The organism is Streptomyces sp. HUAS 31, from assembly GCF_028198125.1.
In the GTDB taxonomy this organism is placed as follows: domain Bacteria; phylum Actinomycetota; class Actinomycetes; order Streptomycetales; family Streptomycetaceae; genus Streptomyces; species Streptomyces chartreusis.
Genome location: NZ_CP116353.1, coordinates 87,184 through 110,984, shown reverse-complemented (window position 1 = coordinate 110,984; position 23,801 = coordinate 87,184). Strand labels below are relative to the sequence as shown.

The 23,801-nt window shown below is 64.9% G+C and carries 23 protein-coding genes and 3 pseudogenes; 18 read left to right on the top strand and 8 right to left on the bottom strand.

What is annotated here, in order from left to right; translation table 11 throughout:
• Positions 1-4 precede the first annotated feature (4 nt).
• From PGH47_RS00475 to trxA, 7 genes and pseudogenes are all read left to right on the top strand, one after another.
• The gene (locus PGH47_RS00475) at positions 5-676 is read left to right on the top strand and encodes a TetR/AcrR family transcriptional regulator (protein WP_271661660.1); all 672 of its coding nucleotides are present in this window, start codon (positions 5-7) and stop codon (positions 674-676) included.
• A gap of 344 nt (positions 677-1,020) precedes the next feature.
• A complete protein-coding gene (locus PGH47_RS00470; protein ID WP_271661659.1) occupies positions 1,021-2,871 on the top strand; it encodes an AfsR/SARP family transcriptional regulator in 1,851 nt (616 codons plus the stop codon).
• 797 nt (positions 2,872-3,668) lie between these two features.
• Positions 3,669-4,001, top strand: a complete 333-nt coding sequence (locus PGH47_RS43195; RefSeq protein ID WP_443048458.1) for a hypothetical protein — start codon at positions 3,669-3,671, stop codon at positions 3,999-4,001.
• A 75-nt stretch (positions 4,002-4,076) separates the two neighbouring features.
• Positions 4,077-4,136 (top strand): annotated as a pseudogene (locus tag PGH47_RS00460) (carboxymuconolactone decarboxylase family protein); the annotation flags it as partial.
• Positions 4,137-4,207: 71 nt separating this feature from the next.
• A complete protein-coding gene (locus PGH47_RS00455; RefSeq protein WP_271668295.1) occupies positions 4,208-4,354 on the top strand; it encodes a hypothetical protein in 147 nt (48 codons plus the stop codon).
• Between the two features lie 152 nt (positions 4,355-4,506).
• Positions 4,507-5,280: an SDR family NAD(P)-dependent oxidoreductase gene (locus tag PGH47_RS00450; RefSeq protein ID WP_271661658.1), complete on the top strand. Its 774-nt coding sequence runs from the start codon at positions 4,507-4,509 to the stop codon at positions 5,278-5,280.
• Between the two features lie 100 nt (positions 5,281-5,380).
• A pseudogene (gene trxA / locus PGH47_RS00445) lies at positions 5,381-5,710 on the top strand (thioredoxin).
• A 70-nt stretch (positions 5,711-5,780) separates the two neighbouring features.
• Here the strand turns inward: trxA and msrA are convergent.
• Positions 5,781-6,290 (bottom strand): peptide-methionine (S)-S-oxide reductase MsrA, encoded by a 510-nt coding sequence (msrA, locus tag PGH47_RS00440; protein ID WP_271661657.1) that lies wholly within the window; start codon positions 6,288-6,290, stop codon positions 5,781-5,783.
• A gap of 502 nt (positions 6,291-6,792) precedes the next feature.
• Here msrA and PGH47_RS00435 point away from each other — a divergent pair.
• From PGH47_RS00435 to PGH47_RS43185, 4 genes are all read left to right on the top strand, one after another.
• The gene (locus tag PGH47_RS00435; RefSeq protein ID WP_271661656.1) at positions 6,793-7,506 is read left to right on the top strand and encodes a sigma-70 family RNA polymerase sigma factor; all 714 of its coding nucleotides are present in this window, start codon (positions 6,793-6,795) and stop codon (positions 7,504-7,506) included.
• 490 nt (positions 7,507-7,996) lie between these two features.
• A complete protein-coding gene (locus PGH47_RS43190) occupies positions 7,997-8,290 on the top strand; it encodes a molybdopterin-dependent oxidoreductase (RefSeq protein WP_443048457.1) in 294 nt (97 codons plus the stop codon).
• Positions 8,291-8,476: 186 nt separating this feature from the next.
• Positions 8,477-8,731: a DUF6510 family protein gene (locus tag PGH47_RS43095; protein WP_333937949.1), complete on the top strand. Its 255-nt coding sequence runs from the start codon at positions 8,477-8,479 to the stop codon at positions 8,729-8,731.
• On the top strand, positions 8,646-8,984 hold the full coding sequence (locus PGH47_RS43185) for a hypothetical protein (protein ID WP_443048456.1): 339 nt from the start codon (positions 8,646-8,648) through the stop codon (positions 8,982-8,984). Before PGH47_RS43095 ends, PGH47_RS43185 begins: the two co-directional genes overlap by 86 nt.
• A gap of 54 nt (positions 8,985-9,038) precedes the next feature.
• Here the strand turns inward: PGH47_RS43185 and PGH47_RS00425 are convergent, their stop codons facing one another.
• The 3 genes from PGH47_RS00425 to tal all read right to left on the bottom strand — a co-directional run bounded on the left by PGH47_RS00425 (position 9,039) and on the right by tal (position 11,034).
• Positions 9,039-9,356 carry a molybdenum cofactor biosysynthesis protein gene (locus tag PGH47_RS00425; protein ID WP_271667933.1) on the bottom strand — a complete coding sequence of 106 codons (318 nt, stop codon included), beginning with the start codon at positions 9,354-9,356 and terminating at the stop codon, positions 9,039-9,041.
• A gap of 209 nt (positions 9,357-9,565) precedes the next feature.
• Positions 9,566-9,850: a WhiB family transcriptional regulator gene (locus PGH47_RS00420; RefSeq protein ID WP_443048605.1), complete on the bottom strand. Its 285-nt coding sequence runs from the start codon at positions 9,848-9,850 to the stop codon at positions 9,566-9,568.
• Positions 9,851-9,903: 53 nt separating this feature from the next.
• On the bottom strand, positions 9,904-11,034 hold the full coding sequence (gene tal / locus PGH47_RS00415; protein WP_271661655.1) for a transaldolase: 1,131 nt from the start codon (positions 11,032-11,034) through the stop codon (positions 9,904-9,906).
• Positions 11,035-11,596: 562 nt separating this feature from the next.
• Between tal and PGH47_RS00410 the strand changes: the two genes are divergently transcribed.
• On the top strand, positions 11,597-14,422 hold the full coding sequence (locus PGH47_RS00410; RefSeq protein WP_271661654.1) for a helix-turn-helix transcriptional regulator: 2,826 nt from the start codon (positions 11,597-11,599) through the stop codon (positions 14,420-14,422).
• Between the two features lie 205 nt (positions 14,423-14,627).
• Here PGH47_RS00410 and PGH47_RS00405 read toward each other — a convergent pair whose 3' ends face one another.
• The 3 genes from PGH47_RS00405 to PGH47_RS00395 all read right to left on the bottom strand — a co-directional run bounded on the left by PGH47_RS00405 (position 14,628) and on the right by PGH47_RS00395 (position 17,717).
• On the bottom strand, positions 14,628-16,499 hold the full coding sequence (locus tag PGH47_RS00405) for an AfsR/SARP family transcriptional regulator (protein WP_271661653.1): 1,872 nt from the start codon (positions 16,497-16,499) through the stop codon (positions 14,628-14,630).
• Between the two features lie 5 nt (positions 16,500-16,504).
• Complete coding sequence (locus tag PGH47_RS00400) at positions 16,505-16,918, bottom strand: SsgA family sporulation/cell division regulator (RefSeq protein ID WP_271661652.1); 414 nt, start codon at positions 16,916-16,918, stop codon at positions 16,505-16,507.
• A gap of 262 nt (positions 16,919-17,180) precedes the next feature.
• Positions 17,181-17,717 carry an ATP-binding protein gene (locus PGH47_RS00395; RefSeq protein WP_271661651.1) on the bottom strand — a complete coding sequence of 179 codons (537 nt, stop codon included), beginning with the start codon at positions 17,715-17,717 and terminating at the stop codon, positions 17,181-17,183.
• Positions 17,718-18,778: 1,061 nt separating this feature from the next.
• Between PGH47_RS00395 and PGH47_RS00390 the strand changes: the two genes are divergently transcribed.
• The 4 genes from PGH47_RS00390 (at position 18,779) to PGH47_RS00375 (ending at position 21,535) form a co-directional block, all read left to right on the top strand.
• Positions 18,779-18,937 carry a hypothetical protein gene (locus PGH47_RS00390; protein WP_271661650.1) on the top strand — a complete coding sequence of 53 codons (159 nt, stop codon included), beginning with the start codon at positions 18,779-18,781 and terminating at the stop codon, positions 18,935-18,937.
• Positions 18,938-19,038: 101 nt separating this feature from the next.
• Complete coding sequence (locus PGH47_RS00385; protein ID WP_271661649.1) at positions 19,039-20,277, top strand: MFS transporter; 1,239 nt, start codon at positions 19,039-19,041, stop codon at positions 20,275-20,277.
• Positions 20,278-20,657: 380 nt separating this feature from the next.
• Complete coding sequence (locus tag PGH47_RS00380; RefSeq protein WP_271661648.1) at positions 20,658-20,789, top strand: hypothetical protein; 132 nt, start codon at positions 20,658-20,660, stop codon at positions 20,787-20,789.
• Positions 20,790-21,097: 308 nt separating this feature from the next.
• Entirely contained in the window at positions 21,098-21,535 is a 438-nt protein-coding gene (locus PGH47_RS00375; protein ID WP_271661647.1) for a hypothetical protein, read from the top strand.
• 32 nt (positions 21,536-21,567) lie between these two features.
• On the opposite strand, the gene PGH47_RS00370 is transcribed toward PGH47_RS00375, so the two are convergent.
• Positions 21,568-21,723, bottom strand: a complete 156-nt coding sequence (locus PGH47_RS00370; protein ID WP_271661646.1) for a transposase — start codon at positions 21,721-21,723, stop codon at positions 21,568-21,570.
• A 131-nt stretch (positions 21,724-21,854) separates the two neighbouring features.
• On the opposite strand from PGH47_RS00370, the pseudogene PGH47_RS00365 reads away from it, so the two are divergent.
• Together PGH47_RS00365 and PGH47_RS00360 are read left to right on the top strand one after the other, a co-directional pair.
• Positions 21,855-23,085: pseudogene (locus PGH47_RS00365) on the top strand (RNA-guided endonuclease InsQ/TnpB family protein).
• 194 nt (positions 23,086-23,279) lie between these two features.
• A complete protein-coding gene (locus PGH47_RS00360; RefSeq protein WP_271661645.1) occupies positions 23,280-23,690 on the top strand; it encodes a cupin domain-containing protein in 411 nt (136 codons plus the stop codon).
• Positions 23,691-23,801 lie beyond the last annotated feature (111 nt).

Sequence of the window (23,801 nt, the reverse complement as noted above, 5' to 3'; positions counted from 1 at the left end):
CAATGTGGCGGAACAGGCACGCGTCAAAAACGGCTCCCGGCTGACCGAGCGCGGGCGGGCGACTCGAGAGCGCATCTTGAGGGCCGCTGGCGACATGATGTACGTCAAGGGCGTCTCCCTCACGACCCTCGACGATGTCAGGGCGGCCAGCGGAACGAGTAAGTCCCAGCTCTACCGCCATTACCCCGACAAGGATGCGCTCGTGCGGGACGTTGTCGCGTTGCAGGCCGCGGAAGTGCTCGAACGCCATCAACAGCTGCTGCGACGGCTCAACTCCTTCCGCGGGCTCGAGCGCTGGCGGGACGCGGTGGTGGAACGCAATGCGCTCCGAAACGGGGCGTACGGCTGCCCACTGGGCTCCCTTGCCAGCGAGCTGGCCGATCAGGACGAAGAGGCACGCAAGGAGATCGCCCGCCACTTCGCCACCTGGGAAGGGCTCCTTGAGGTCGGACTGCTGCGAATGAAGGACTCGGGAGTCCTTCGCGCGGATGCGGACGCCGCAGAGCTCGCCACCGGCCTCATGGCCGCTCTTCAAGGCGGATACCTCCTGGCGCAGACCGCTCAGGACGTCAAGCCTATGAGGATCGCCCTCGACATGGCGATCGCCCACGTAAGGGCCTATGCCGCGTCCGCCGAAGGCGGCGAGGCGACTGAAGGGGAAGCGGAAGGGCGCTGAGCGTCCGGAGGTAGGGGCGAGTCGGTGGCGGGAAGCCCTGCTGTGGCGCCGAAGGTGGTCGTGTCGCAACCTCCCTGTCGGCTGGACTTCGCCGTCCTCCTGGCAGGTGATCGCTGTGGGGCCGCGGCGACGGACGTGTTCATCTGCACGCCACGCTGTTCACATGCGCCTCAGCTGTAACTGAAGTGTGTTGTTTCTCTGTAAAGAATGCGCGCAGCTGCAACCTAGACAGGACTATTTAGTCCTGAAAATCGATCGGACCTGGGGTACCTTTGAGGGGCGGCGGTCCCTTTCGGACGGCCGAGCAGTCAAGGCTCACAAGGATCCCCAGGGCGGTAGGCACGATGTATACGGGCGTCCAGTTCTCAGTTCTCGGCCCAGTCCGGCTGCACAGGCAGGGGGTCGAGGCCGGAGCTGGTCAACCGAGGCAGTGCGCCGTGCTCGCTTCGCTGTTGCTCAGGGCCGGCAGGCCTGTAAGCCTCTCGAAACTGGTGGCGGACGTGTGGGGGGACGAGGCCCCACCGTCGGCCATCGGCTCCGTGCGTACTTACATCTACAGGCTCAGACAGGCGCTGGGCGAGCAGAGCGACAGCTCCGTACACCTGGTCGACGGCGGCTATCGGCTGCACATCCAACCGGACGCTCTGGACCTGAACAGGTTCAAGCAGACCGCGGCAAGGGCGCGAGAGGTACGCAGCGCCGGCGACGTGGCGTCCGCGGCGAGCCTGCTGACCGAGGGCCTCAAGATGTGGAGAGGAGTGGCCCTCGCCGGGGTCCCCGGGCCGTTCGCGGACCAGCAGCGCAGCGTGCTGGGCGAGATGCGTCTCGCGTGCGCCGAGGAGCAACTGGCCTGCGAGGTGGAGAGGGGGCGTTACGCCGAGGCCGCCGCGGAACTGTCCGCCCTGCTTGTCGAGCATCCGCTTCGAGAGCGCGTGTGCAGCCTCCTCATGACCGCGCTCTACGGCGCCGGGCGGCAGTCCGAGGCCCTGACGATCTACCACACGATCAGTCACCTGCTGCGTCAACGCCTCGGCGTCAGCCCGTCGCCGGAACTGCAGCAAGTCCACGAGCGCATCCTCTCCGGGCGATTCGAACTCCCGCGAAATGCCGACCGTCCCATGAGCGTGACGCGAACGCCCTCACCTCACGTTCCGGCCCAGCTTCCGGCCGCCCTGCCGAGCCTCGTCGGCCGCGAGAGGGAGCAGGAGCAGGTCGAGCGGCTGGTCGCCGATGCAGAACAGTCGTCCTCGGTGGCCATCTGCACGATCGGGGGACTGGCCGGCGTCGGCAAGACAACCTTCGCCACCACCGTCGCCCACCGTCTGACCGACCGGTTCCCGGACGGACAGCTCTTTGCAGACCTGCAGGGAGCCGGACCGGAGGTCGAGCCGCGGGACCCCGCCCACGTGCTCGAGGACTTCCTGCAGTCCTTGGGGGTACGCACCGAGGACATGCCCGAGACGGCGCAGGCACGAGGTCTCATGTTCCGCGGCCTGCTGGCCAACCGCCGAATGCTCGTCGTGCTCGACAACGCCTGGAACACGGATCAGGTCAAGCACCTTCTCCCCGGCGGGGCCGGCTCCATGGCCCTCGTCACCAGCCGTATGCAACTGCACGCGCTCGTCGCCGCCTACCAGGCACTTCCCCTCACTCTCATGCCCCTGAGCCCGGCTGACGCACGCAGCCTCCTCGCCCGCCGGCTCGGCGCAGCGAGGACAGCGGCTGAACCAGAGGCCGTGGACCGCATCATCCGGCTGACCGGGCAGCTCCCTTTGGCCCTGGCCAATGTCGCCGCCCGCGCGGCCTATCGACCGCAGTTGCGCCTGGCAAGCCTGGCCGAGGAGTACGAGGCGCCGGAACATAGAACCCTGGACGCATTCGCGAGCGAGGAGGATCAGACGCTCGATGTCCGCGCGTCCATCACCCGCTCGTACCGCCTGCTCGACACCGAGACGGCCGCGCTCTTCCGAGACCTGAGTGCCTGCCCGAACCCCCTGTTTGCGGCATCGCAGGTCGCAGACCTGGCCAAGCGGCCCGAGAGTAGGGTCCGCGAGGTCCTGTCGCGCCTGATACGAGCGCACCTCGTCTCGGAGGTCGGCCCGGGCCGGTACAGCTGGAACCGACTCGTGGCCGAGTACGCAGCGGAGCAGGCGGGAGGGGGGATCCCCGACCAGAGCGAACTGGCCGGCCGGTAGGGGGAGGTGGGGCCGGCGTCGATGCGTTCCAGGCACCCTGCGGAGACTGTGTCATGGCCGGGAGCCGGGAGCGAGCAGTTGCCGAACCGAGGAGGACCCCTGCTGGGATGCCGTCATAGGAGACACCCGAGCACGGGAAGCTCCCTGCCGATCTTCGAGAGAGCCGATGCGAGCCCTTCATGACGCCGGTGCTCGTGGACGTCGACGGCGACACCGGAGGCACGCACATCCAGGGACTGCCGCGATTGAGGCGCGGGAGTACCGGATGCAGACGCGATCGACCAGCTTGGCACTGGCGTTCGTGGGCGTATGTATCTACGCGCTCGAAATCGTCACCAACGTAACCCTGTGTGACACCGACTCCCTACGCTGTCGGTCCGAGTGGGGCGCTTCGCTTCGGCGATGCTGTCGTCAAGGCGGACTTCGGATGGCTCCGCTGGATCCGCAAGCGGGAGGAGGTCGCGATCACTGTTGATGATGGTCACAGGCCCGGACGGTCCGAGCAGGAGGGCATGCTCGGAACCGGGTGGGAGAGGCACCGGCCCGGTTTTCGGAGTTGACTACCGGCTGCTGGGGAGCGTGGCCGATGCCGAGGACATGTCCCAGGACGTGTGGCTGCGGGCGGCCGGAGCCGGTTTGCAGGACGTCGGTGATCTGCGGGCCTGGCGGACCTTGGCTGCCGGAGCCGCTGCTGACGGGGCCGGACGCCTCACAGCCGGTACTCGTCGACGAGTCCGTGAGTTCGGCGATGCTTCTGATCATGGAGGAGCTCCCCACCGGAGCGGGTGGCGTTTGTCTTGCACGACGTCTTCGGCCTCCAATTCGGCAAGATCGCCGAAGTGCTGGACGTCTCCCTGCCGGGTGCTCGGCAGCTCGCCTCGCGGGCGCGACGACGGGTGGCCAAGGAGAAACAGTCCATGTCGCGGGCGCCGAAGGCGGAACGCGAACGGGATTTCACGGTCTTCCGCGTCGCCGACGAGGACGGAGAACCGACCGGATTGGTCAGACTCCTGCACCCGGATGCCGTCTACGTCACGAGCGGCGGCAAAGTGTCCGCGGCGCGCAAGCTCATCCACGGCGGCGAGCGCGTCGCCGAGGTCATGGTGTGTGGGGTGCCAGTTGTGTCCTGACCGCATCGACTTCGCTGAGGCCGGCGGCTGAAGATCCGCACCTCCCAGATCGAGGGCGGCGCGTTCTGCCTGCGCATGCACACCCGCGACACACTCAAGCAGGGAGCGAACCCCGACCGGGTGGCCGTGCTGCCCGCCTGGGAGGCGACCGGCTACTTCTCCGAGATCGACCGCGCTGGTCTCCGTCTGACCGAGGCGATCACAGCGTGCCGGACGGACACGTCCGCGGTGAGGACTACAACGCCGCCGCCGTCCTCACCGCGGACCAGACCTCCGCAATCGCTTGGCTGGCAAGCGTGATGAACGCGTTCAACCGTATTGCGATCACCAACCGGTACCCCGTCGGTGTCTGACCTTGATCCGTCCTCATAGGGGAGCAGAACGTTGCACCGCCTGGTGTGGTTGGCGTTGTAGAGGCCTTGTAGAGCTGCTGTAGAGCCTGCCGTGGAAGGGTCGCATCCACCGCAAGGAGTGTTCGTTCACCGTTCAAAGGAGTGTGATTCCCGTGGCCACGGACTTCGAAGGCAGGAAACTCGTCGTGATCGGCGGCGCCAGCGGTATGGGCCTCAGGACCGCCGAGAACGTGATTGCCGGAGGCGGCAGCGCGGTGATCGTCGGCCGCACGGGACAGAAGCTGGAGGATGCAGTGGCAGCACTGTCGAGCTCCGGCAGCGCCTGGACCGTCGCGGCCGACCTGGCCGACCAGGACCAGGTCGTCGAGGCACAGAAGCAGCTGGCGGAGGACCACCCCGACGCCACGCTTCTCGTCAACGCCGCGGGATTCTTCAAGCCCAAGCCCTTCCTCGACTACGAGGTCCCGGACTACGACGCCTATCACGACCTCAACCGGGCTGCCTTCTTCCTGACCCAGACCGTCGTCCGGGGCATGATCGCCTACGGCCAGGGCGGCGCCATCGTGAACGTGGGCAGCATGTGGGCGCACCAGGCCCTCGCCGTGACACCGTCGTCGGCCTACTCGATGGCCAAGGCGGGTCTGCATGCCCTCACCCACAACCTCGCCATTGAGCTCGCCGGCGAGGGCATCCGGGTGAACGCCGTGGCTCCGGCCGTCACCAGGACGCCCCTGTTCGAGAAGGTTTTCCCGGCCGACCAACTGGACGCTGCGATGGAGCAGTTGAGTGGACTGCACCCGCTCGGCCGGGTCGGCACCCCCCAGGACCTGGCCTCGGCGATCGTCTTCCTCCTCTCGGACGCCTCGAGCTGGACCACGGGAGCCATCCTCAACGTCGACGGCGGCGTCATGGCCGGCCGCAACTAGAAACACCCTCATGCCCGCCCGGCACAGCCGCCCGACACCTGCGCCGGGCGCGGCGATCCCAAGGCATCGAACCATGCCGACAGCGCACGAAGGAGCCAGCATGGCAGGCAGTCTGAGAAGCGTGACCGATGAGACCTTCGCAGGCGAGGTGCTCACCAGCGGCAAGCCTGTGCTCGTCGACTTCTGGGCCGAGTGGTGCGGTCCGTGCTGACTGGTGGCGCCGGTCCTGGGAGCGCTCGCCGCCGAGCACAGTCACAAGATCACGATCGTCCAGCTGAACGTCGATGACAACCCCCGCACCGCCGCGGAGTACGACGTCCGGTCGATCCCCACGCTCAACGTCTACCGGGACGGCAAGGTCGTCAAGACGGTGATCGGAGCCAGGCCCAGGCCAGTCCTTGAGCAGGAGTTGGGGGAGTTCCTGAGGTGAGCAGGCTCTGAAGGTGTGAATCCGCCCGCCGAGGCGCCTGCTGTGACACGCAACGGCGGGCGCGGGCGGGTCAGGCCGGTGTTCGGGGCACCTTCCAGTCCAGCCGGATGTACTGGCTCATGTGTGCGTCCGGATGGCGCTGAAGGTAGTTCTGATGCTCAGGCTCCGCCTCCCAGAACGTGCCGCACGGGACGACCTCGGTGACCAGCTTGCCCGGCCACAATCCAGATGCGTCGCAGTCCGTGATCACCGCGAGTGCGATACGTCGCTGCTCCTCGTCCAGGTAGAAGATGGCGGACCTGTAACTCATGCCGACATCGTCACCCTGCCGGTTCAACGTGGTGGGATTGTGGATCTGAAAGAAGAATTCCAGAATGCTGCGGTAATCCGTCAGAGACGGGTCGTAGGTGACTTCGGCCGCCTCCGCGTGGTTCCCGTGGTTTCGGTGCGTCGGTTGCACCACTTCACCACCGGTGTAGCCGACACGGGTGTCCACCACACCCGGAAACCTGCGAAACAGCTCCTGTACGCCCCAGAAACACCCGCCCGCCAACACGGTGTACGCCCTTGCCGCTAACACGCTGCGCTCCCCTTCTGTGACACCGGAATCGCGTGAGACCCTCCGCTGCTGGAGCGGCCCCGACAGACAGGACCCGCGCCTCCGCCTGGTCGTGGCAGCTGGACAGGGCTACGACGCAGCGGGGCCGGACCGCTGGCTGGTTCAGCATTTAGCTGCTGCGATCGCGGAGTCCTTACCCCGTGATGACTGCGTCATGGATTACAGGTCGTCTGGCCGTCGCATCGCTTGCCTGAAACCTCATCTGCTGGAAATTACTCAAAGTAAGGGAATGCTTTCGGTGGCGGCGGATGTCAGCAACGCTCCGCTCGCAATCGGTTGCTCACCGAAAGCGCACTCAAGGCCATACGTGCGTCGCTCGTCGAAATACCGCGCAAAGTTATCCGTGAAATCGAGGGGCGCGCGCAGTGCGAATACGAGAAGTAGCGACTTCGCGTAGACACCCTGTAGATAGTCGCGTGGTTGCCTCGTTCGTACCAGATGACTTGGGGATTGAAGGCAGGCCATGCGCACTATGGATGTCAGAAGAGAGCGCCGCGAGGCTCCGAGTGGTTCTGTCGGAACCAGCGGCAGCGCCCCGGCAGCAAGGATCGCCAACGGGCGAGGGCAACTCGATCCTGAGTCGGCTGCCTGGGTGGACGCGCTGGGGGACGGTTGCGGAGTTCAGTATGAGCAGGCCTGTACGCGGCTGCATGAACTGCTGGTCCGGATTGCCATGGACGAGGTGTTCCGCCGGGGGTCGCGTTACCGAATTTCAGGGCCCGAACTGGACGATCTCGCTCATCAGGCGGCCGCAGACGCGCTGATGAGGATCACGCAGAAAATCCATGAATTTCGAGGTGATGCCAGATTCACCACGTGGGCATACCGATTTGTCGTCCTTGAAGTGTCGAGCAAGTTGAGTCGCCATTTTTGGCGCGTTTCACACGCCCGCTTCGACCTGGAGGATTGGGCGCAGGTGCCCGACCGCGCCGGTGTAGACCCCGTCAGCTACTGGCAGGCACGCGAGCTGGTCGAGGCTGTGCGTAACGCAGTCGCGACAGCACTGAGCGCCCACCAGCGCGAGGTCTTCGTCGCCGTCGTCAACGGAGTTCCGCTGGAAACGCTGGCCAATGAGTTGGAGACGAACCGGAACGCGCTCTACAAGACGATGTTCGACGCACGCAGGAAGTTGCGAGCTCAGCTCATTGCCGACGGACATCTCAGCACTGCGGAATGAGGCAGCAGCCACTACGCCCGTCCGGGCAGCGCTCACGACGCTGACTCGCCCGCGGCTTTACGCGTCTGAAGAGGCCAGAGGTGAGAATTCACTTCCTACGGGTGCTCACCACCGAATGAGCGCGCAGGGGCCGCCCCGGACTGACAAGGTCGCCGAGTACGGCGTTCATCTCGCGCGGGTTCCATGGCCGAAGGCCGTCGGCGGGTACGAAGCTGCCGCCCGGGCAGTACGAGACGACCGGCTTCCCGGTGCTGTCCGTCCGGGACGACTCTCTGTATCCGGCAGGACGACTGGCAGCTGTCGGTGACCACCGGAACCGGGAGACAGCACGTGTGGCACTGGGCGGGATCGGCGGCACTTGCGGCTGAGTCTCCAACCGTCGACCTGCGCTGCGTGACGACGTGGCACCGAGTGGCAGGGCGTGTGATTGGACGTTCTGTTCGCAGACGCAGACGCAGACGCAGACGCAGACGCAGACGCAGACGCAGACGTGGAGACCGCCGCAGAGCACGTCCTGGTCACCTCCCACGGCGGTTACACCACGAACATCCCCCTCGCCGACCTGGTCGGCGAGAAGGCGTGCAACGGCTACGGCGGCAGCGACTTGGTGCCCGAGAACGGGGGCCCGGCTCGGCTGCTGGTCCCGCACCTGTACTTGTGGAAGGTCGCGAAGTTGGTGCGCGACGGCGAACTGCGTCAGAGCGACGTGCCGGGCTTCTGGGAGAGTGCCGGTGACCAGAACTACGGAGACCCATGGCGAGACCAGCAGTACAAGGGAGACTAGGAGGCTCCGGTGGCGGACCACGGAAGTGGAAGGCCGGCGTGACGCAGCAGCAGACGGAGCCAGTTCTCCTGGTAGCGGGCGGAGCGGGACTGGACTCGTGTTCTCGACGTGCATGGTCCGAGCGCTCATGGAACCTGCACCTGACCGAGTACGTACCGAACGCCTCGGCTGACACGGGAGGTTGAGATGACGTCCGTAGAGGCCAGTGGCCCCGGTACGGACGAAGTCCTCACCGGATACGTCGATGGGAACGCACTGGCAGGCCCCCTGTCCGAGGTCTTCGCCGTGGATGTGACCCCCGCGACGAGCCGATGCGCCAACTGCGGTTGCAAAGGGCCCCGTCGCTCGCCTGCACGTGTACGGGCACGCACCGGGCCTTGTCTCGCGCTGTCAGCCGTACGGGAGAGTGGTGCTGCGCGCGACACGTACGAGGGGACGTGATCTGGCTGGACATGAGCGGCGCAGCCTCGGCCTTACTGTCAATTCCATTGGCAGAAGCATGAGTTCGTTGCACCGCCGCGATATAGGCTGTCCTACCTTTGCAGGATCGTTGCATGACGAACTGGCAGAGGTGACCGTGCCTGAGATGTGGGGTGGAGGACAGCGGCCGGACGCGTCAGGTGATGTAGGCCGTCGACCCCAATCCTGTGGTGTAGCTCTGCTGATCGAGCTGTGCCGACCAGGCCCTTGTTGACGCCAGCAGCGGAGCGGTTCGGCGTCAGCGGCGACCTGCGGTTATGGGGGGCCTTCAATGTCGCTCGAGCGGCCCGACCACGCGGAAGTCGGCTTTGCCGACGCGGAGGACGCCGTCGGACAACGGAGTGCACCGTACGCCGCCCTTGCCGCGCAGCGCGCGCTGCGCCCCGGGTCCGATGACGGTGTCCATCCACGCACAGGGCCGCGCGGCGTGGTTGACGGCGAACGCGATGGGGCCGTCGCCGGAGTTGAGCTCCACGATCCGATCGATGTAGGCATCGATGTCGACGCCTCGCAGCAGGATGTTCCGTCGTGTCTGCTGGAGGCCGACTGTGGGATCGATGTGTGTGGGCAGGTTCTCTTCCGCCATGATCGTCACGGACGCGTCCCGGTGAGCCGGCTGGGCGAAGTACCGATCGCCGACGATTCCGAGGTGACTGCGTACGTGGATGTGCTGCACAAGCCCTCCGACGGGGTCAGGTGACGGCCCTTCAGCGGGGCGTCCGGAGTAGCGGTGCATGGGCGACACGAGGAGTTGCACCACCTGCACCTCCTCGTCGTGAGTGACGTGTGGCGAGCTCAAACCGAGTCGGTTCCCTTCTTCCCCGCGGGACCATTTGGCCGGGTGCTGAGACGTCTTCTCCTGCTGGCCAGGACCCGCTCCTCCTCGTCTATTCCGCCCCAGATTCCGTACTCCTGTGCCGTGGCAAAAGCCCAACTGGCGCACTGTCGGCGGACGGGACACGTCTTGCACACGGACTTCGCTTCGTCGGCCTGGCGCCGGCCGGGGCCTTTCGGCCCTGCCGGGAAGAACAGTTCGGTGTCGAGGCCTCGGCAGCCCGCGTTGTCGAGCCATGTCAGCATGTCGTTCGTCCGGGGCTGGGGCCTGGGCCGGGGTGTTCCGAAGGAGGTGTTGCTCATGGCCACGTGTGCAGTCTGCGGGTGCATGCCTCAAGCCGGGCCTCGGTCGCGGTGAGAAGGCTGTCCCAGGACTCCTGGAACTTTGCCACGCCCTCGTCCTCCAGCTGCTGGACGACTTCGGAGTACGAGATGCCCAGGCGTTCGATCGCTTCGAGGTCGGCCCGAGCCTCGTCGTACGTGCCGCGGAGGTCGCGACCTGCGGCGTGTTCCTGTGCCTCGACCGCGAGCAGGGTCGCCTCGGGCATAGTGTTCACGGTGTCCGGGGCGATGAGTCCGGAGACGTATCTGGTGGCTTCGTACGCGCTGTCCTTGACACCTGTGGAGGCCCACAGCGGGCGCTGCTTGTTCGCCTGAGCGCGGTGCAGGCGATGCCAGCGCTCACCGGCGAACACCTCCTCGAAGGCCTGGTACGCCAGGCGGGCGTTGGCCAGGGCGGCTCTGCCCCGCAGGGCTCTGGCCTCCGGGATGTCCAGGGCGTCGAGCCGCCGGTCGACCTCGGTGTCAATGCGGGAGACGAAGAACGATGCCACCGAGGAGATCTGCGACAGGTCCAGGCCTGCGGCACGGGCCTTCTCCAGGCCCGCCAAATAGGCGTCGGCAACCTGCCGGTAGCGTGCCAGGGAGAAGATCAGGGTCACGTTGACACTGATGCCCTGGGCGATGGTTTCGGTGATGGCGGGCAGACCCGCCTCGGTTGCGGGAATCTTGATGTAAGTGTTCGGGCGGTCCACGAGCCACGTCAGGTGACGTGCCTCGGCGATCGTCGCCGTGGAGTCATGCGCCATGTGCGGGTCGACCTCGATGGAGACGCGGCCGTCCTGGCCGGCCGGGGACACGACGAAGGCGGGGCGAAGAATGTCGGCAGCGTCGCGCACATCTGTCGCGGTGATGGTGCGGACAGCCTCCTCGGCGGACACGCCGCGCACCGCGAGTTCGGACATCTGGGCCTCGTACTCCACTCCGTGCGATATCGCGTCCCTGAAGATCGTCGGATTCGTCGTGACGCCCACCACGTAGCGGCTTCTGATCAGCTCAGACAGGCTCCCCGACTTGATCCGCCCGCGGGACAGGGTGTCCAGCCAAACGGACACACCGGCGTCCGGCAGATCCTTCAACTTGCTCGTCATGTATCCCACACCTTCCTGGGGTAGCGAGGCGGGCGGCAGAGGCCGCCCGGGCATCCTCACGTCTGCGCATAGGCGGCCCGGCAGCGCGACCCATGCGCACCAGACCGTGCCTGCGCTGGCCCGGGCTGCACCGCCCGGTTGAGGTCTCGTACCGGCGTTTCGGTCGGCCTGGGGACGTCGGACGGGGATCGTGCCGCAGGCCCCTCGTGGTCCGACCACAGGCCGAAGGCGCCTTGGTGCGGCTCGAGCATAATCCGCCATTTTGAGCAGCGGCAGACGGAAGAACCTCACGTCGACGCGCAGTAGACGCGCGGTGGATGGCACGCTCGCTCGAAGCCGCGCGGGATCTTGAGGGGTGCGGCATCTCGGTGCCGTGGAAGGGGTGTCAGGCGTTGCGCCACTGGTTGGTGATCACATCGGGAGGTGGCGTGCGACGGACCCGGACCAGTGCGGTGGATCGTGACAGCCGAAGGAACCCGGAGTGTCCACCCTCCTTGATCTGCAAATGTCGTGAATGCCCCTGAGTCTTGATTAACGGCACATATGGGGCAATACTGGAGTAATGAAGCATAGGGAACCTGAACTGCTCGAACGAGAGACAGAGTCTGCCCTTATCGCGAAGGCCATCAGCGGGATTAAGGAGGGTGGCGGCCTGATCCTGGTGAAGGGAGTGGCGGGCACCGGAAAGAGCCGACTGCTTTCAGAGATCCGGACTGGAGCGACCCAGGCCGGGCTCGGCGTGACCACTGCACGCGGCACAGAATTCGAACAGGATTTTGCTTTTGGTGTAGTGCGGCAGCTGTTTGAAGAGTTGGCGTTCAAGGCCGACCGGACACCCCGGGAGTCCTTGTGGACGGGAGCAGCAAGGCAAGCGCGAGAAGCCATTGATGTCATCTCTAGTGCTGGTGAACCCGGTGATTTCGCGATTTTGCATGGTCTCTATTGGCTCACCATCAACGCATGCCAAGACCGACCACTAGTAATCGTAGTGGACGATCTTCAGTGGTGCGATAAACCGTCATTGCGGTATCTGGCTTACCTCCTGCCTCGCATTGAGACGCAACCGCTGTTGGTAGCCGTGGCGCTACGGACGGAGGAGCGCGCCACTGATGAGCGACTGCTGCAGCACATAATCTCCGCTCCGGCGCTTGCGGAGCTAAATCCGAGAGAGCTCAGTGCCCAGGCGACAGCAAACTTGCTAGGACAGGTGATGCATGGCGAGGTAGAGGAAGAGTTCGCAATTACCTGTCACAGGGCCACCGGTGGGAACCCTTTGTTGTTGCGTGAACTCGGTCTTACCTTCACTGCGCAGGGCGTGTCAGCCAGCGCCAGAAACGCCGAACGGGTGGCTGGTCTTGGGGGGCTGGCCGTGGCCCATCTAGTCGCATCGCGTCTTATGGCCTTGCCAGATGCTTGCGCACCGTTGGCTCGGGCAGTCGCAGTTCTGGGCGACCGCTCGCCGCTGATGCGTGCCGCGCGCCTGGCAGGGCAGGATTCAATCAGTATGGCGCTTGAGTGCGCCATACTCTTGGAGCAGAGGGGAATTGTACGTATCGACGAGGTATACGGCTCTCCGACGCTCTCCTTTGTGCACCCCCTTGTGCGTAATGCTGTCTATGAATCCCTTGACCGCACCGACCGCACCACGTCACATCACCGTGCGGCAATAATGCTCCGGGAGGGCGGATCTCCCCCGGAGCAAGTGGCGTACCACTTGATGAAAATACCGGCAACCATGGATCCGGTGGCAGTTTCAGACCTGCGTGCCGCCGCCGCTGCTGCAGCAGCACGCGGCGCCCCAGAGAGCGCTTATGTCTACTTGCGTCGAAGTCTTGAAGAGTCACTCAAAGGCGACGAGCGTCGAGAAATTCTGTTGGAGGCTGGGAAAACCGCACTACTGTTTGATGTCGTGACCGGGGCTCGTCTTCTACAAGAAGCGTGGGATGGCATGGACCCCATTGAACGTGCGGAAATTGCACCCTATTTGGGTATGGCCTATATTTACCTCGCAAGGACGGATGTTGGGATCGATATACAGAAATCGACAATTTCAGGTCTTCCGGCCAATGATGACGACCTCAAGAAGCGCCTTCAGGCCTGCCTTCTCAGTTCCAGTACATGGTATGTCCCTGGCAGGGGTGACATAGTGGACTGCTTGCCGGAACTACGTCAGCTCCCTCAGGGTGACGGTTTCGGGGACCGCCTGCTTTATTGTGCAGTTGCTGGTCGCAATACTGCTCTTGGGGACCCATCCGGGGTGCTTCGCGCGCGCGAGACCCTTGCAGATGAAACGTTTGTCGACCAAGCGGATCCTAATGGGCCGCTGGCTTGCGGATGGTGGTCCCTTGCGGCGGCAGACGACGACGCGTCAATAGACAGCCTGGACAATGCTGTGAAGCGAGCCCACGTTGGCGGATCCCTCTTTACTTTGGCCTCCGTCTATATTCACCGCGGATACACCCTGTTGTGGCACGGTGATCTTGCTGGCGCCGAACAAGACGGACGCGAGACTATTCGGGTGGGACAACTCAATGGTTCGGCAGTTACTCGCCTTTTGGGCACTACAGTTCTGGCCGAGGCCTTGATCGAGCAAGGACATCTCGATGAGGCTGAGCAGGCTCTTGCAGAGGTTGGAATCACCGCAACAACCTGCCCTCCAGGACCGGTGTACCTGTCCCTGACTGCGCTCAGCCGGCTCCAAAGAGTCCGAGGCAACTATGAAACGGCTCTCGGAATTGCCGTGCAGGCAGAGGAAGCATGCCGCCTTTATCAAATTAAGAATCCGGCAGTCGCGGACTGGAGAACATTGGCTGCACTGGCTCTTCACCACCTTGATCGCGACGGTGAGGCTCGCGTCATCGCGGATGAAAATCTCAACCTCGCTCGACGGTGGGGTGCGCCTCGCGCTCTGGGTCGGGCCTTGCGTGTGTCTGGCCTCATTTCCCCCGAGCAAGGCCGACTCGAACTATTCGAAAAGGCGGTAGACATACTCAAAGAGTCCCCGGCGTACCTTGAGTATGCAAAGGCCCTGGTCGACCTCGGTGCCGCACTGCGTAAAGCTGGTCACCGCAATGACGCTCGTCCACCGCTACGACATGCCCTTGATCTCGCCACCCGCTGCGGCGCAGTAACCCTGGCAGGCCGAGCCGGTGCTGAACTCGCCATCGCAGGAGGCCGCCGACGACGCACTGCACTCACCGGTCCAGGCGCGCTCACCCCGTCCGAAAGAAGAGTTGCCGACTTGGCGGCAAACGGCCAGACAAACCGGCAGATCGCCCAAACCCTCTTCGTCACCCCCAAGACTGTCGAGGTCCACCTTTCAAACTGTTATCGCAAGCTATGCGTTACCAGTCGTGTACAGCTTCCCGCTGCACTGGCGGTGTCATGAACCAGGTGGGGTCACCGGAGGGTAAATCCGATGACGATCTGGTTGAACTCGCGGAGTGATGCGCAGCTGCCACGGACGAGAGCGCACTCGATTCGATTTCGCACTCGTACAGTCGAGTTTGGGCAATCGCCCAACGTGGGCTGGACCGGAATCTGTTGGCTTTCCACAACGGGCGCCAGTCCACGAAGCCAGTCACAATGTGTGATCAGAGATCGCTCGATCGATCGTGGCTGACGGCCTGGTCAGCTGCTTCAGACTTGCCTGAGCCTGCTTGCTCTGCGGCGAAGGCGGCCACGAGTCGGTTCCAGTTGTACTTGCCCGGCACTACCTCTGAGACGAGATGTGCGTGGATCAGCCGCGAAAGCGTCTGGCGCACGCGTTGTTCGGACTGCGCGGCTGTTCTCGCGGCGTCAGACGTGGCGAATACGTTCCCTGGCGAGGCGCTGAGGGCGCGGAAGAGGGAGGCGGCCTCTGGGTCGAGCAGACTGTACGACCGCGCGATGGAGGCACGGACGTCGAGTACTGGCTCCTCTTCGCTGGTGAATGGGTCCAAGGCGCTCTGCTCGGACGGTGCGTATTCGTCGGCCAGGCTCGCCAACGGCATCTGAGGGCGGTACGCCGCACGGGCGGCGACATTGGCCAGTGCGAGGGGCAGGCGCCCGGCGAGGTGGATGATGCGGTCGACGGCCTCGGGCTCAGCAGTCGTCCGTGCTGTTCCGAGGCGGCGGGCGAGGAAGCAGCGTGCGTCCGCCTGGCTCAGTGGGAGCAGAATGAGGGGGAGCGCCTGGTAGGCGGCTACCAGTGCGTGGAGCTGCATGCGGCTGGTGATGAGGGCCATGGAACCGGGGCTCCCTGGGAGGAGATGCTTCAGCTGGTCTGCGTTCCGGGCGTTGTCGAGCACAATGAGCATGCGGCGTTTGGCCAGCAGGTCGCGGAACATGAGTCCTCGAGCCTCTGTCGTCTCGGGTACTGCCTCGGGCCGCACCTCCAGAGACTGCAGGAAGTCCGAGAGGACTCCTGCCGAGTCTCTCGGCTCGGTTCCTGGCCCTTCGCCGTGCAGGTCTGCGAAGAGCTGGCCGTCCGGGAAGTGGTTTGCCAGACGGTGGGCGACGGTGGTGGCGAAGGCCGTCTTGCCGACGCCTGCCACCCCGCCGACCACGCAGATGGCAACCGAGGACGACGCTTCTGCTTCGGCGATCAAGTGCTCGACTTGCTCTCGTTCTTTCTCGCGCCCAACGAGTTTGGGCAGGGCTGCCGGCAGTTGGGCCAGCCGCTGGGGGGAAGCAGTGTGTCGCCCGTCGGCTGGACGATTGGTGCTTCTTGGTGGCTGCAATCGCCCGGAGAGGATGCGTTCGTGGACTTGCCGAAGCTCAGGTGACGGGCTGACGCCGAGGCGTTGGCGCAACAGGTGACTGGTCGTGTGGTAGATGGTCAGGGCCTGGGACTGCCGCCCCGCGCCGTACAACGCGGTCATGAGGAGGCTGCATACGCGTTCTCGCAGCGGGTGCTCGGCAAGGAGAGCGGAAAGTTCTGCGGCGGCCTCGGCGTAGTGCCCCCTTTCCACCTCGCATGCGAGCTGTTCCTCCGCACAGGCCAGACGCAGTTCGCCGAGGACGCTGCGCTGCTGGCCTGCGAACGGCCCCGGCACTCCGGCGAGCGCCTCCCCTCTCCACATCGCGAGGCCCTTGGACATCAGGTTTGCCGCGGCCTCCAGGTCACCGGTGCTGCGGACTTCTCGTGCCTTGGCCGTAGTCGCCTTGAACCTGTTCAGGTCCACAGTGTCCGGTTCGATGTGCAGTAGATAGCCCCCCTCGACCAGGTTCAGTGAGCTGTCACTCCACTCGCCCAGTGCCCGCCTGAGCCGGTAGACATAGGTGCGCACCGAGCCGATGGCCGACGGTGGGGCCTCGTCTCCCCACACGTCCTCCACGAGTCTCGAGAGGCTGACAGGCCTGCCCGACCTGAGCAACAGCGAAGCAAGTACTGCGCATTGCCTGGGCTGGCCGGCTGCCCCCTCTAGGCCGTGTTTGTGCAATCGGACCGGGCCCAGGACTGAGAACTGGATGTCGGCGTTCATGACTTCTACCGCCCTGAATGCTCTTCAAGGAAACGGTCGATGTCCAGGAGCGCAGTCTCGCTGCCGGCTGGGACGGCCTCGTGGGTTTTGGCGATCCATGTTTTGACCGGGGCGATGGGGCCTTCGAGGCGTGCGTAGCCGTCTGGAGATTCGAGTTCGATGCTGAAGCATTGGCCCACGAACGGCTCGATGGGGGTGATCTTCACCTCGCCGAGTCCGGTTGCAGTTCTCATGCCCTGGTCGAGCAGTGCTTGGGCGAACATCCAATTCACCACTTGGTCAGGTGTGACGTGAAAGGAGATCTGAACGGCGTACGAGTCGGCACGTACGTATGAGAATTGCACGGGCACACGTACGTGCACGCCGGGCGCGACTGCGAGTGTCAAATCGATGTCGAGTTCCAGGTCAGGAGAGCACATGGTGATTCCTGTTCTGTGGTCGATTTGGAGGTTGGAGCGTGTTAGGGAGCGGTAGGTATGCCCAGCGCTGATCTTGGGGGCGTGCCACCTCGGTGACCTCATGCACTGCCGGCGGATTGTGGTCAGGTATGCCGGGCATTACCCCGTACTGAGATCTGGCCATCGGGCCTGATGCCGTCTGGGTTGCTGCACATATGAGGTCGTCCCGTAGTCCTTGGCGAGCGCGCCGGGATGTGCGAGGGAGTTCGTGAAGGCGGCCGCTTCAGGCCTCTGCTTCGTGCACGGTCAGGCGGGCCCAGTGTGTGGCGGTGCCGCCAGGGTGGTTGCGGGTGCCGTGGCTGGTGGCCAGCACCTCGACGACGGCCAGGCCCCGGCCGTGTTCCTCCTGAGTGCAGGAAGAGGTCCAGGCGCCATCGTCCTGGGCCGGGCCTCCGTCGGTGACGCCGACCCACACCTGGTCTCCGCCCCGGTCGCGATACAGGTGCAGCGCGACCGGCGGCAGGGCATGCTCGACGGCGTTGGTGACCAGTTCGGACACCACGAGCAGTACTGACTCCGCGGCGTCCTGGTCCGCGTGCCAGTCCTCAAGGACGGCGCGGGTGATCGTTCGTGCCGCCCCCGCGGCGTCGGGCCGGTGCTCCAGCTCCTGGGTCACCTCTCCGTCGGCCGTTGCACCCGGGCTGGACACCGTGGTCTCCAGCCGGTCACGCGTCTGGCTTGTGTCCTGAGCCGGGTGCACCAGGTCCTCGACCGTGGCGTACATGACGATCACTTCCCGTGCTGCGGGAGACGGCCTCATCGATCTCGGGCCCCTTCGGTGAAGTCCTTACGCCTTCCGTTCTACGAGCCCCGACTAAGCAGGGCATTAGGGTAGGCCCCCAATCTTTTGGGGCTTCGAGGTCTGATCTTGAACACACGAGACACCGGATCTTGAGCATCAGAGACCGGATATCTCGTGGTCTTGAAGCACTGTCTGCCGCAGGGCAGAGCGGGCGTGGTCGGGCTGTACCAGTCGCGGCCCGAGGCGAGATCCGGCAGGTCGCTGCCGGTCTGGGCCTGAATCCCGAAACCCTGCAGAACCGGGCCCGGCGGCCGGAACGAGTCGGCACCGGGGAATCCGCGCGCAGGCGCCCGCCGAGCTGGCGAAACCGCCGGAGCGGGGAAGGCGGCCCTGCGCAAGAAGATCCGCGACGATACCCGGCCTGTCCGAACACTGCCAGGCGCGACCGTCCTGGGCGATGACGGCTGCCTCAACTGCGGGATGGCCGTACTGCACCGCAAGGCCCCCACCAGCCGCTGCCACCGACCGAGGAGGACGACGAAGACCGCGATCACAGGCACTGAAGTTCCCGTACACGGCCTCGTGCAACACGCTTCAGCAGACCCTGACGCAGAGAGGCGAAACGCTTGAGCAGTTCTTGTGCCAAGACGGCGAGTTGCCATCCACCGCCTCAGTCATCGGCACCGTCACCGCCCCGATCAGCAATGCGCGTCTGGATACGAACAAGATCGCGACAGTGTCGGTAAGACGGTGCGATGAGCCGACACTAACTGCCTGCACGATGACGCAGGCCGCTGTGCATCACCGGACCGGGACTCCCACAGCAAGTGCCGAATCGCTCATAGGAGGAGCATGTGAATGGGCGACGCTAATCAGTCGGCCGATGGCCTGGCGATCCGTGAGCAGTTGATCATTGAATACGCCAAGTCCTACCAGGCCAGCGATGCCAAGCGCTTCAACGCGTTCCTCGCTGAGGACTTCGTCGTGCAGACTCCGGGTGTCACCCGCACTGTGCCGAGTTCCTCGGATACATCGTTCTACCGCGGTCCTTCAAGGCCCTCGCGGTGCACGACGTCAGGATGCGCATCCTCAGCGATGTTGACCCGATCCACGGCCGCGCCAATTGCACGATTCTCGCCGACGGAGCGGAGCAGGAGGCGCTGTACACGGACGCGTACCAGAAGCGTGAGGGTACCTGTGTCTGTGTCTCGGCCTGGGCGATCGATCCCGGCACCTGACCCATCCCCCGCGGCGGTCCAGGCGTGAGACACCCGTGCACTCGGACAGGAAATCCGCACAAGCCCAGGGGTGGCTCAAAACAAGAAAAGGACGTGGTTCGATGCACAACACGGCACCAGTGACCGACCGTGTCAGGAGGGTCGGAACGCTCCGGCCTGCCTTCTTCTCCGCGGTGGTCTCCCTGGTTGCAGTGTTTGCCGCGGTAGGTTCGACGATCCCGCTGTTCAACGTCTACCGGGCCGAGGACGGGTTTACCAACGCCGACATCTCGATCACCGTCGTCGCCTACTCCGTCGCCACGCTCGCCACTCTGTTGTTCCTGGGGCGACTGTCCAATCATCTGGGTCGGCGGCCCACCTCGATCACGAGTCTCAGCCTGCTCCTGCTCGGCTGTCTGCTGCTGTTGGACGTGCACGACATCGGCATTCTGATCGTCGGCCGGCTGATGATGGGCCTCGGCGCCGGACTGGCCAGCAGCAGCCTTACCTCCTACATTGCCGACGCCGCACCCCCCGAGCCGGCCTGGTTGGCGTCGGTCGCCTCAAGCCAGACAGTCATGCTCGGCCTCGCCGTCGGAGCCATCACCTCCGGCGCTCTGGTCCAGTACGGGCCCTGGCCACGCGACCTGATCTACCTCGTTGTCATTGGCCTCCTTCTCCTGTCCGTAGCACTCATCGCCCTCAGCCCAGAAACCGCGACTCCGAAGCCCGGCGCCTGGCGATCACTGCGACCTCGGGTCGGCGTACCGACCCGAGTCAGGCCTCTGCTCCCCGTCGCGGCGGCGGTATTCCTGGCTACCTGGGCGGCCGGGGCCTTCTACCAAGCGTTCATGCCCGCGCTTGTCGAAGACCAACTGCACACCCGCAGCACAGTCATCCTCGGTATGGTATTCGCCGCCTACATGGGTCCCAGTGTTCTCGGCGCTCCCCTCGGCGGCCGGTTCACCCCCGCGAGTGCTCAACGGTTTGGCATGATTGGCTTCCTGTCCGGAATTATCGGTGTCATCACAGCCATCGCCACCGGCACACTGGTGCTGTTCATCGCCGCCACCGTCGTTGCCGGCGCCAGTCAAGGCATGGCCATCAGCGCTGCCACCCGAGGTCTGCTGCACGGCAGTACCCTGGCCGACCGGGCGCCGATCTTCAGCATGATCTACCTCCTCTCGTACAGTGGCGCGACGATCCCTGCCCTCATCGCCGGCCAACTGACCCACACCTTCTCGCTGTCACAGATCTCGCTCGGCTACGGCGGACTTGCCCTCGGCTCCACGCTGTTCACCGTGGTCGGCGCACGCAACCCGCAGGCCACTGCAATCGCGAACGGCCAGGGCACCGAATAGCCAAACGGCCGATGGGCGGCTGTCGAACTCGGTGAACGTCGGTAGTCGTTGCGGCTACCGGACCACAGCTAACCGATCGTCACCGGCAGACAGCTGTTGGTGTCGATCACGACCTGTACGGAGCACCTGATGATCCCCTGTCCGTCATAGGGCCGACACCGTCGTGGTCGGGTTTCGCCACATTTCACGTCCCAGGGAGAGTGCACACATATATGTCAAGCGAATACTGGTCGCGGTTGATCTAGGCCCCTTCCGCCTCAACTCCGCACGTTGACTGGTGAGATGGCTCGGCTGGCCGGCGCATCTGTCCAGTTCCTGCATGTCGTCACAGCGACCGCCACGCTCGACACCGTTGTACGCCTGGAAGGCGACGCCGAGCCATGGTGATCCTGGACGAGTTTGTTGCCGCTCTGCGCGACGAGGGAATCAACGCAGACGGCACGCACGTCGACGGTATGCTCAACGATGTGCCGGCCCTGATCAACGAGACGGTCGGGGCAGTTTGGCCCTGATCTCATCGTCCTTAGCCCGCACCACCGCGGAGTTGTAGCCGCCCCCTTCATTCCACGCGTCATCGACATCATCACGCACCCGGCCACACGGCCGTCCTCCTCCTTCGGAAGGCCCCGAGGCGGCCGGCAGCTGAACTAGGCCGAGGCGCACACATCAAGCGGCACAAGGGCAGCTCAGTGAAGGCAGTTATCTGGGGCCGACGCCGTGATCACACACATCAGCCAAGTGGCTCTAATGTTGCTCGCCAGGCTCGCTCGGAGAGAAGCCGGGTATCGCTGCAGGAAGTCTGGCAATTGGCCTTTGGCGCATGCATCAGCTTCGATGGCGCGACCGGCGCATGGCTCGCCGCGTGCCGTCGGAGCCGGACCAGCGCTGGGCGTTCCGACTCCCGGCCGTGGGCGCAGATGTGGTCCTGGTTGGCTACTTCTCTGCGAAACAGAAGGACTTCGAAGCGGTCATAACGTCGGCAGCCGCAGAACTGGCAGCGCGCGGTGTTCGGGTCGTCGCGCAGATTGTGCAACGGCGCGGCGTCTCGGACGGAGGGGTCCAGAAGATGGGTCTGCCCCACTCCTCGCGGACTCCGCCGACCTACGGGAAAGTCCGCGACGTGGCTCAAGTATGTGACCAGGCCAACGCTGATGCAGTGTTCTTTGTTGCCTCCTTGACCGAGCGCCAGCAGCGCACGCTGACAGAGATGTTTGGCCGCCCCGCTGTGAGTCTCTCCGACATCTTCGCTGCCGACTGACAGCTCACTTGAAGCGGGCTTTTGAACACGCTCTAAAGGGGTGTTGCAGAGTTCGCCAGCCTGGACACGGCAACCTTGGACGGGAAGTTCACGTGCAGGTGTGCGTGGTTGTCCTCGCCGTTGAACTCGACAAGCTCAGCCTCGAAGACCTCGCGCACGGCCCGCATGATTTCCTCGCGGCGCGTCAAGTGTCAGACGGTGAATTCGGGGTGCCGGTACCTCGTCACCCAATCCAAGTGGGCATGCATGCGGAAGACGCAGTGGAGACCTATGCGAACATTTCTTCGATACTCATAGGCAACTGGGTAGCATGATCCGCGTGCAGCTTCGGTATGGCTTCCGCCTGTACCCGAGCGCCGGTCAGCGCATAGCGTTGGCGAGGGCGTTCGGGTGCGCCCGGGTGTCTACAACGACGCGCTCCGCGCTCGGGAGACAGCCCACAGTGAAGGCATGCCGTTCCCGAATACCGGTGACCTGTCGAAACTGCTGATCACCGAAGCGAAGGACACTCCGGAGCGGGTCTGGCTCGGTGAGGTGTCGGCGGTGGTCCTCCAGCAGTCTCTGCGGGACCTGGACGTGGCGTACAAGAACTTCTTCGACGGGCTGAAGGGCAAGCGTCCCCGCATGGGCGCGCCGCGCTTCAAATCGAAGCGGGACAACCGGCAGGCCGTCAGGTTCACGGCGAACGCCCGATGGTCCGTCACGCCGGGTGGGAAGCTGCGCCTGCCGAAGATCGGCGATCTTAAGGTGAAGTGGTCGCGCACGCTTCCCTCGACGCCGTCCACGGTGACGGTGGTCAAGGATGCGGCCGGGCGGTACTTCGCGAGCTTCGTCGTCGAGACAGACGCCTGCGAGGTACTGCCGGAGACCACGCCCGAAGTGGGCATCGACCTGGGACTCGGGCACTTCGCGGTCCTCTCTGACGGCACGAAGGTTGGCAGCCCGCGCTTCCTGCGTTGCGCGGAGAAGCGCCTGAAGAAGGCGCAGCGGGATCTCTCGCGCAAGGAGAAGGACTCCAGCAACCGGAGTAAGGCCAGGGTGAAGGTCGCTCGCGCTCATGCGCGGGTTGCCGATGCGCGCCGGGAGTTCCACCACCAGCTCTCTACAAGGGTGATCCGCGAGAACCAAGCGGTGGCTGTGGAGGACCTGGCGGTCAAGGGACTCGCGCGTACGCGACTGGCCAAGTCCGTGCACGACGCCGGATGGTCGGCGTTCGTGACGTGCTGGAGTACTAAGCCGCCCGGTACGGGCGTACCTTCGTGCGGATCGGCCGCTTCGAGCCGACCTCCCAGGTCTGTTCCGCGTGTGGGGTCAAGGACGGCCCCAAGCCCCTCGGCGTCCGGGTGTGGACCTGTGGGGCGTGCGGGGCCGTCCTGGACCGGGACATCAACGCGGCGGTCAACGTCGCCAAGGCCGCCGGACTGGCGGTGTCAGCCTGTGGAGCGCAGGTAAGACCGGGACCCGTCCCGGCACCGCGCAGCGAACCAGGAACCGACCCGAAGCGACCCACACGACTGGTGTGGGAGCAGGCGGGAATCTCCGGCCTCTAGGCGCCGGGGAGGAAGTCAAACGCTGCATGTGGCGATAGGAGGTAGGGAGGGAGGGGGGAGGAAGGTGGAGCGGAGCCACGGGTTCCAGCGCGCCTAAATCAGGTGGGTCCTGGGCTGATCGGCGCGGCTGTGCTGTCACAGATGAGGAGGCTGTCTTGTCCCTTCTCTGAACAGTCCCTGTTTGGAGGCGAGAGATGAGTGCTGAGCATATGCAGTTGCCGCCGGGCGTCGAGGTGATCTCGACACGATCAGAGGCAGCGGCCTGGATTCCGGCGGGTGCTGAGGCCAGGACGATCCGGGTCACCCTGTCGCCCGGCGATCCCGGCGCGCCGCCGCACCGGCATCCTGGGCCGGTCTTCGGCTACGTCACCGAAGGCGAGATCCTCTTCGAGCTGGAGGGGCAGGAGCCCAGGGTGCTCAAGGCCGGCGACGCTCTGTTCGAGCCCGGGGGCGATGTGATCCATTACCAGGGCGCCAACAATCTCCCTGATGCACAGTCACAGCTGGTGGTGACGATGTTCGCGCCGCCCGGGACGCCGATTCTGACGGTGGTGGGCGCGCAGGAGCTGGCGGAGCGGCGGCATCTGCGGGTCACGCAACCCTGAGCACTGGAGTCGCGCCGACGCCTGCTTCGCTCAGCCCGCCCGGGCTGGGGGTTACTGCTGGTGTCGGCGCGGCCCTCCGCCTCGTGCGGAAGGGAATTGACGGTCAGGTGG

Excerpts from the sequence above, each read along its gene's own strand:
- PGH47_RS00470 (WP_271661659.1), top strand. The coding sequence starts at position 1,021 with ATGTATACGGGCGTCCAGTTCTCAGTTCTCGGCCCAGTCCGGCTGCAC.
- PGH47_RS00435 (WP_271661656.1), top strand. The coding sequence starts at position 6,793 with ATGCGCACTATGGATGTCAGAAGAGAGCGCCGCGAGGCTCCGAGTGGT.
- PGH47_RS43095 (WP_333937949.1), top strand. The coding sequence starts at position 8,477 with ATGACGTCCGTAGAGGCCAGTGGCCCCGGTACGGACGAAGTCCTCACC.
- PGH47_RS00425 (WP_271667933.1), bottom strand. The coding sequence starts at position 9,356 with ATGGCGGAAGAGAACCTGCCCACACACATCGATCCCACAGTCGGCCTC.
- PGH47_RS00420 (WP_443048605.1), bottom strand. The coding sequence starts at position 9,850 with ATGCTGACATGGCTCGACAACGCGGGCTGCCGAGGCCTCGACACCGAA.
- tal (WP_271661655.1), bottom strand. The coding sequence starts at position 11,034 with ATGACGAGCAAGTTGAAGGATCTGCCGGACGCCGGTGTGTCCGTTTGG.
- PGH47_RS00410 (WP_271661654.1), top strand. The coding sequence starts at position 11,597 with ATGAAGCATAGGGAACCTGAACTGCTCGAACGAGAGACAGAGTCTGCC.
- PGH47_RS00405 (WP_271661653.1), bottom strand. The coding sequence starts at position 16,499 with ATGAACGCCGACATCCAGTTCTCAGTCCTGGGCCCGGTCCGATTGCAC.
- PGH47_RS00400 (WP_271661652.1), bottom strand. The coding sequence starts at position 16,918 with ATGTGCTCTCCTGACCTGGAACTCGACATCGATTTGACACTCGCAGTC.
- PGH47_RS00395 (WP_271661651.1), bottom strand. The coding sequence starts at position 17,717 with ATGAGGCCGTCTCCCGCAGCACGGGAAGTGATCGTCATGTACGCCACG.
- PGH47_RS00390 (WP_271661650.1), top strand. The coding sequence starts at position 18,779 with ATGCGCATCCTCAGCGATGTTGACCCGATCCACGGCCGCGCCAATTGC.
- PGH47_RS00385 (WP_271661649.1), top strand. The coding sequence starts at position 19,039 with ATGCACAACACGGCACCAGTGACCGACCGTGTCAGGAGGGTCGGAACG.
- PGH47_RS00380 (WP_271661648.1), top strand. The coding sequence starts at position 20,658 with ATGGTGATCCTGGACGAGTTTGTTGCCGCTCTGCGCGACGAGGGAATC.
- PGH47_RS00375 (WP_271661647.1), top strand. The coding sequence starts at position 21,098 with ATGCATCAGCTTCGATGGCGCGACCGGCGCATGGCTCGCCGCGTGCCG.
- PGH47_RS00360 (WP_271661645.1), top strand. The coding sequence starts at position 23,280 with ATGAGTGCTGAGCATATGCAGTTGCCGCCGGGCGTCGAGGTGATCTCG.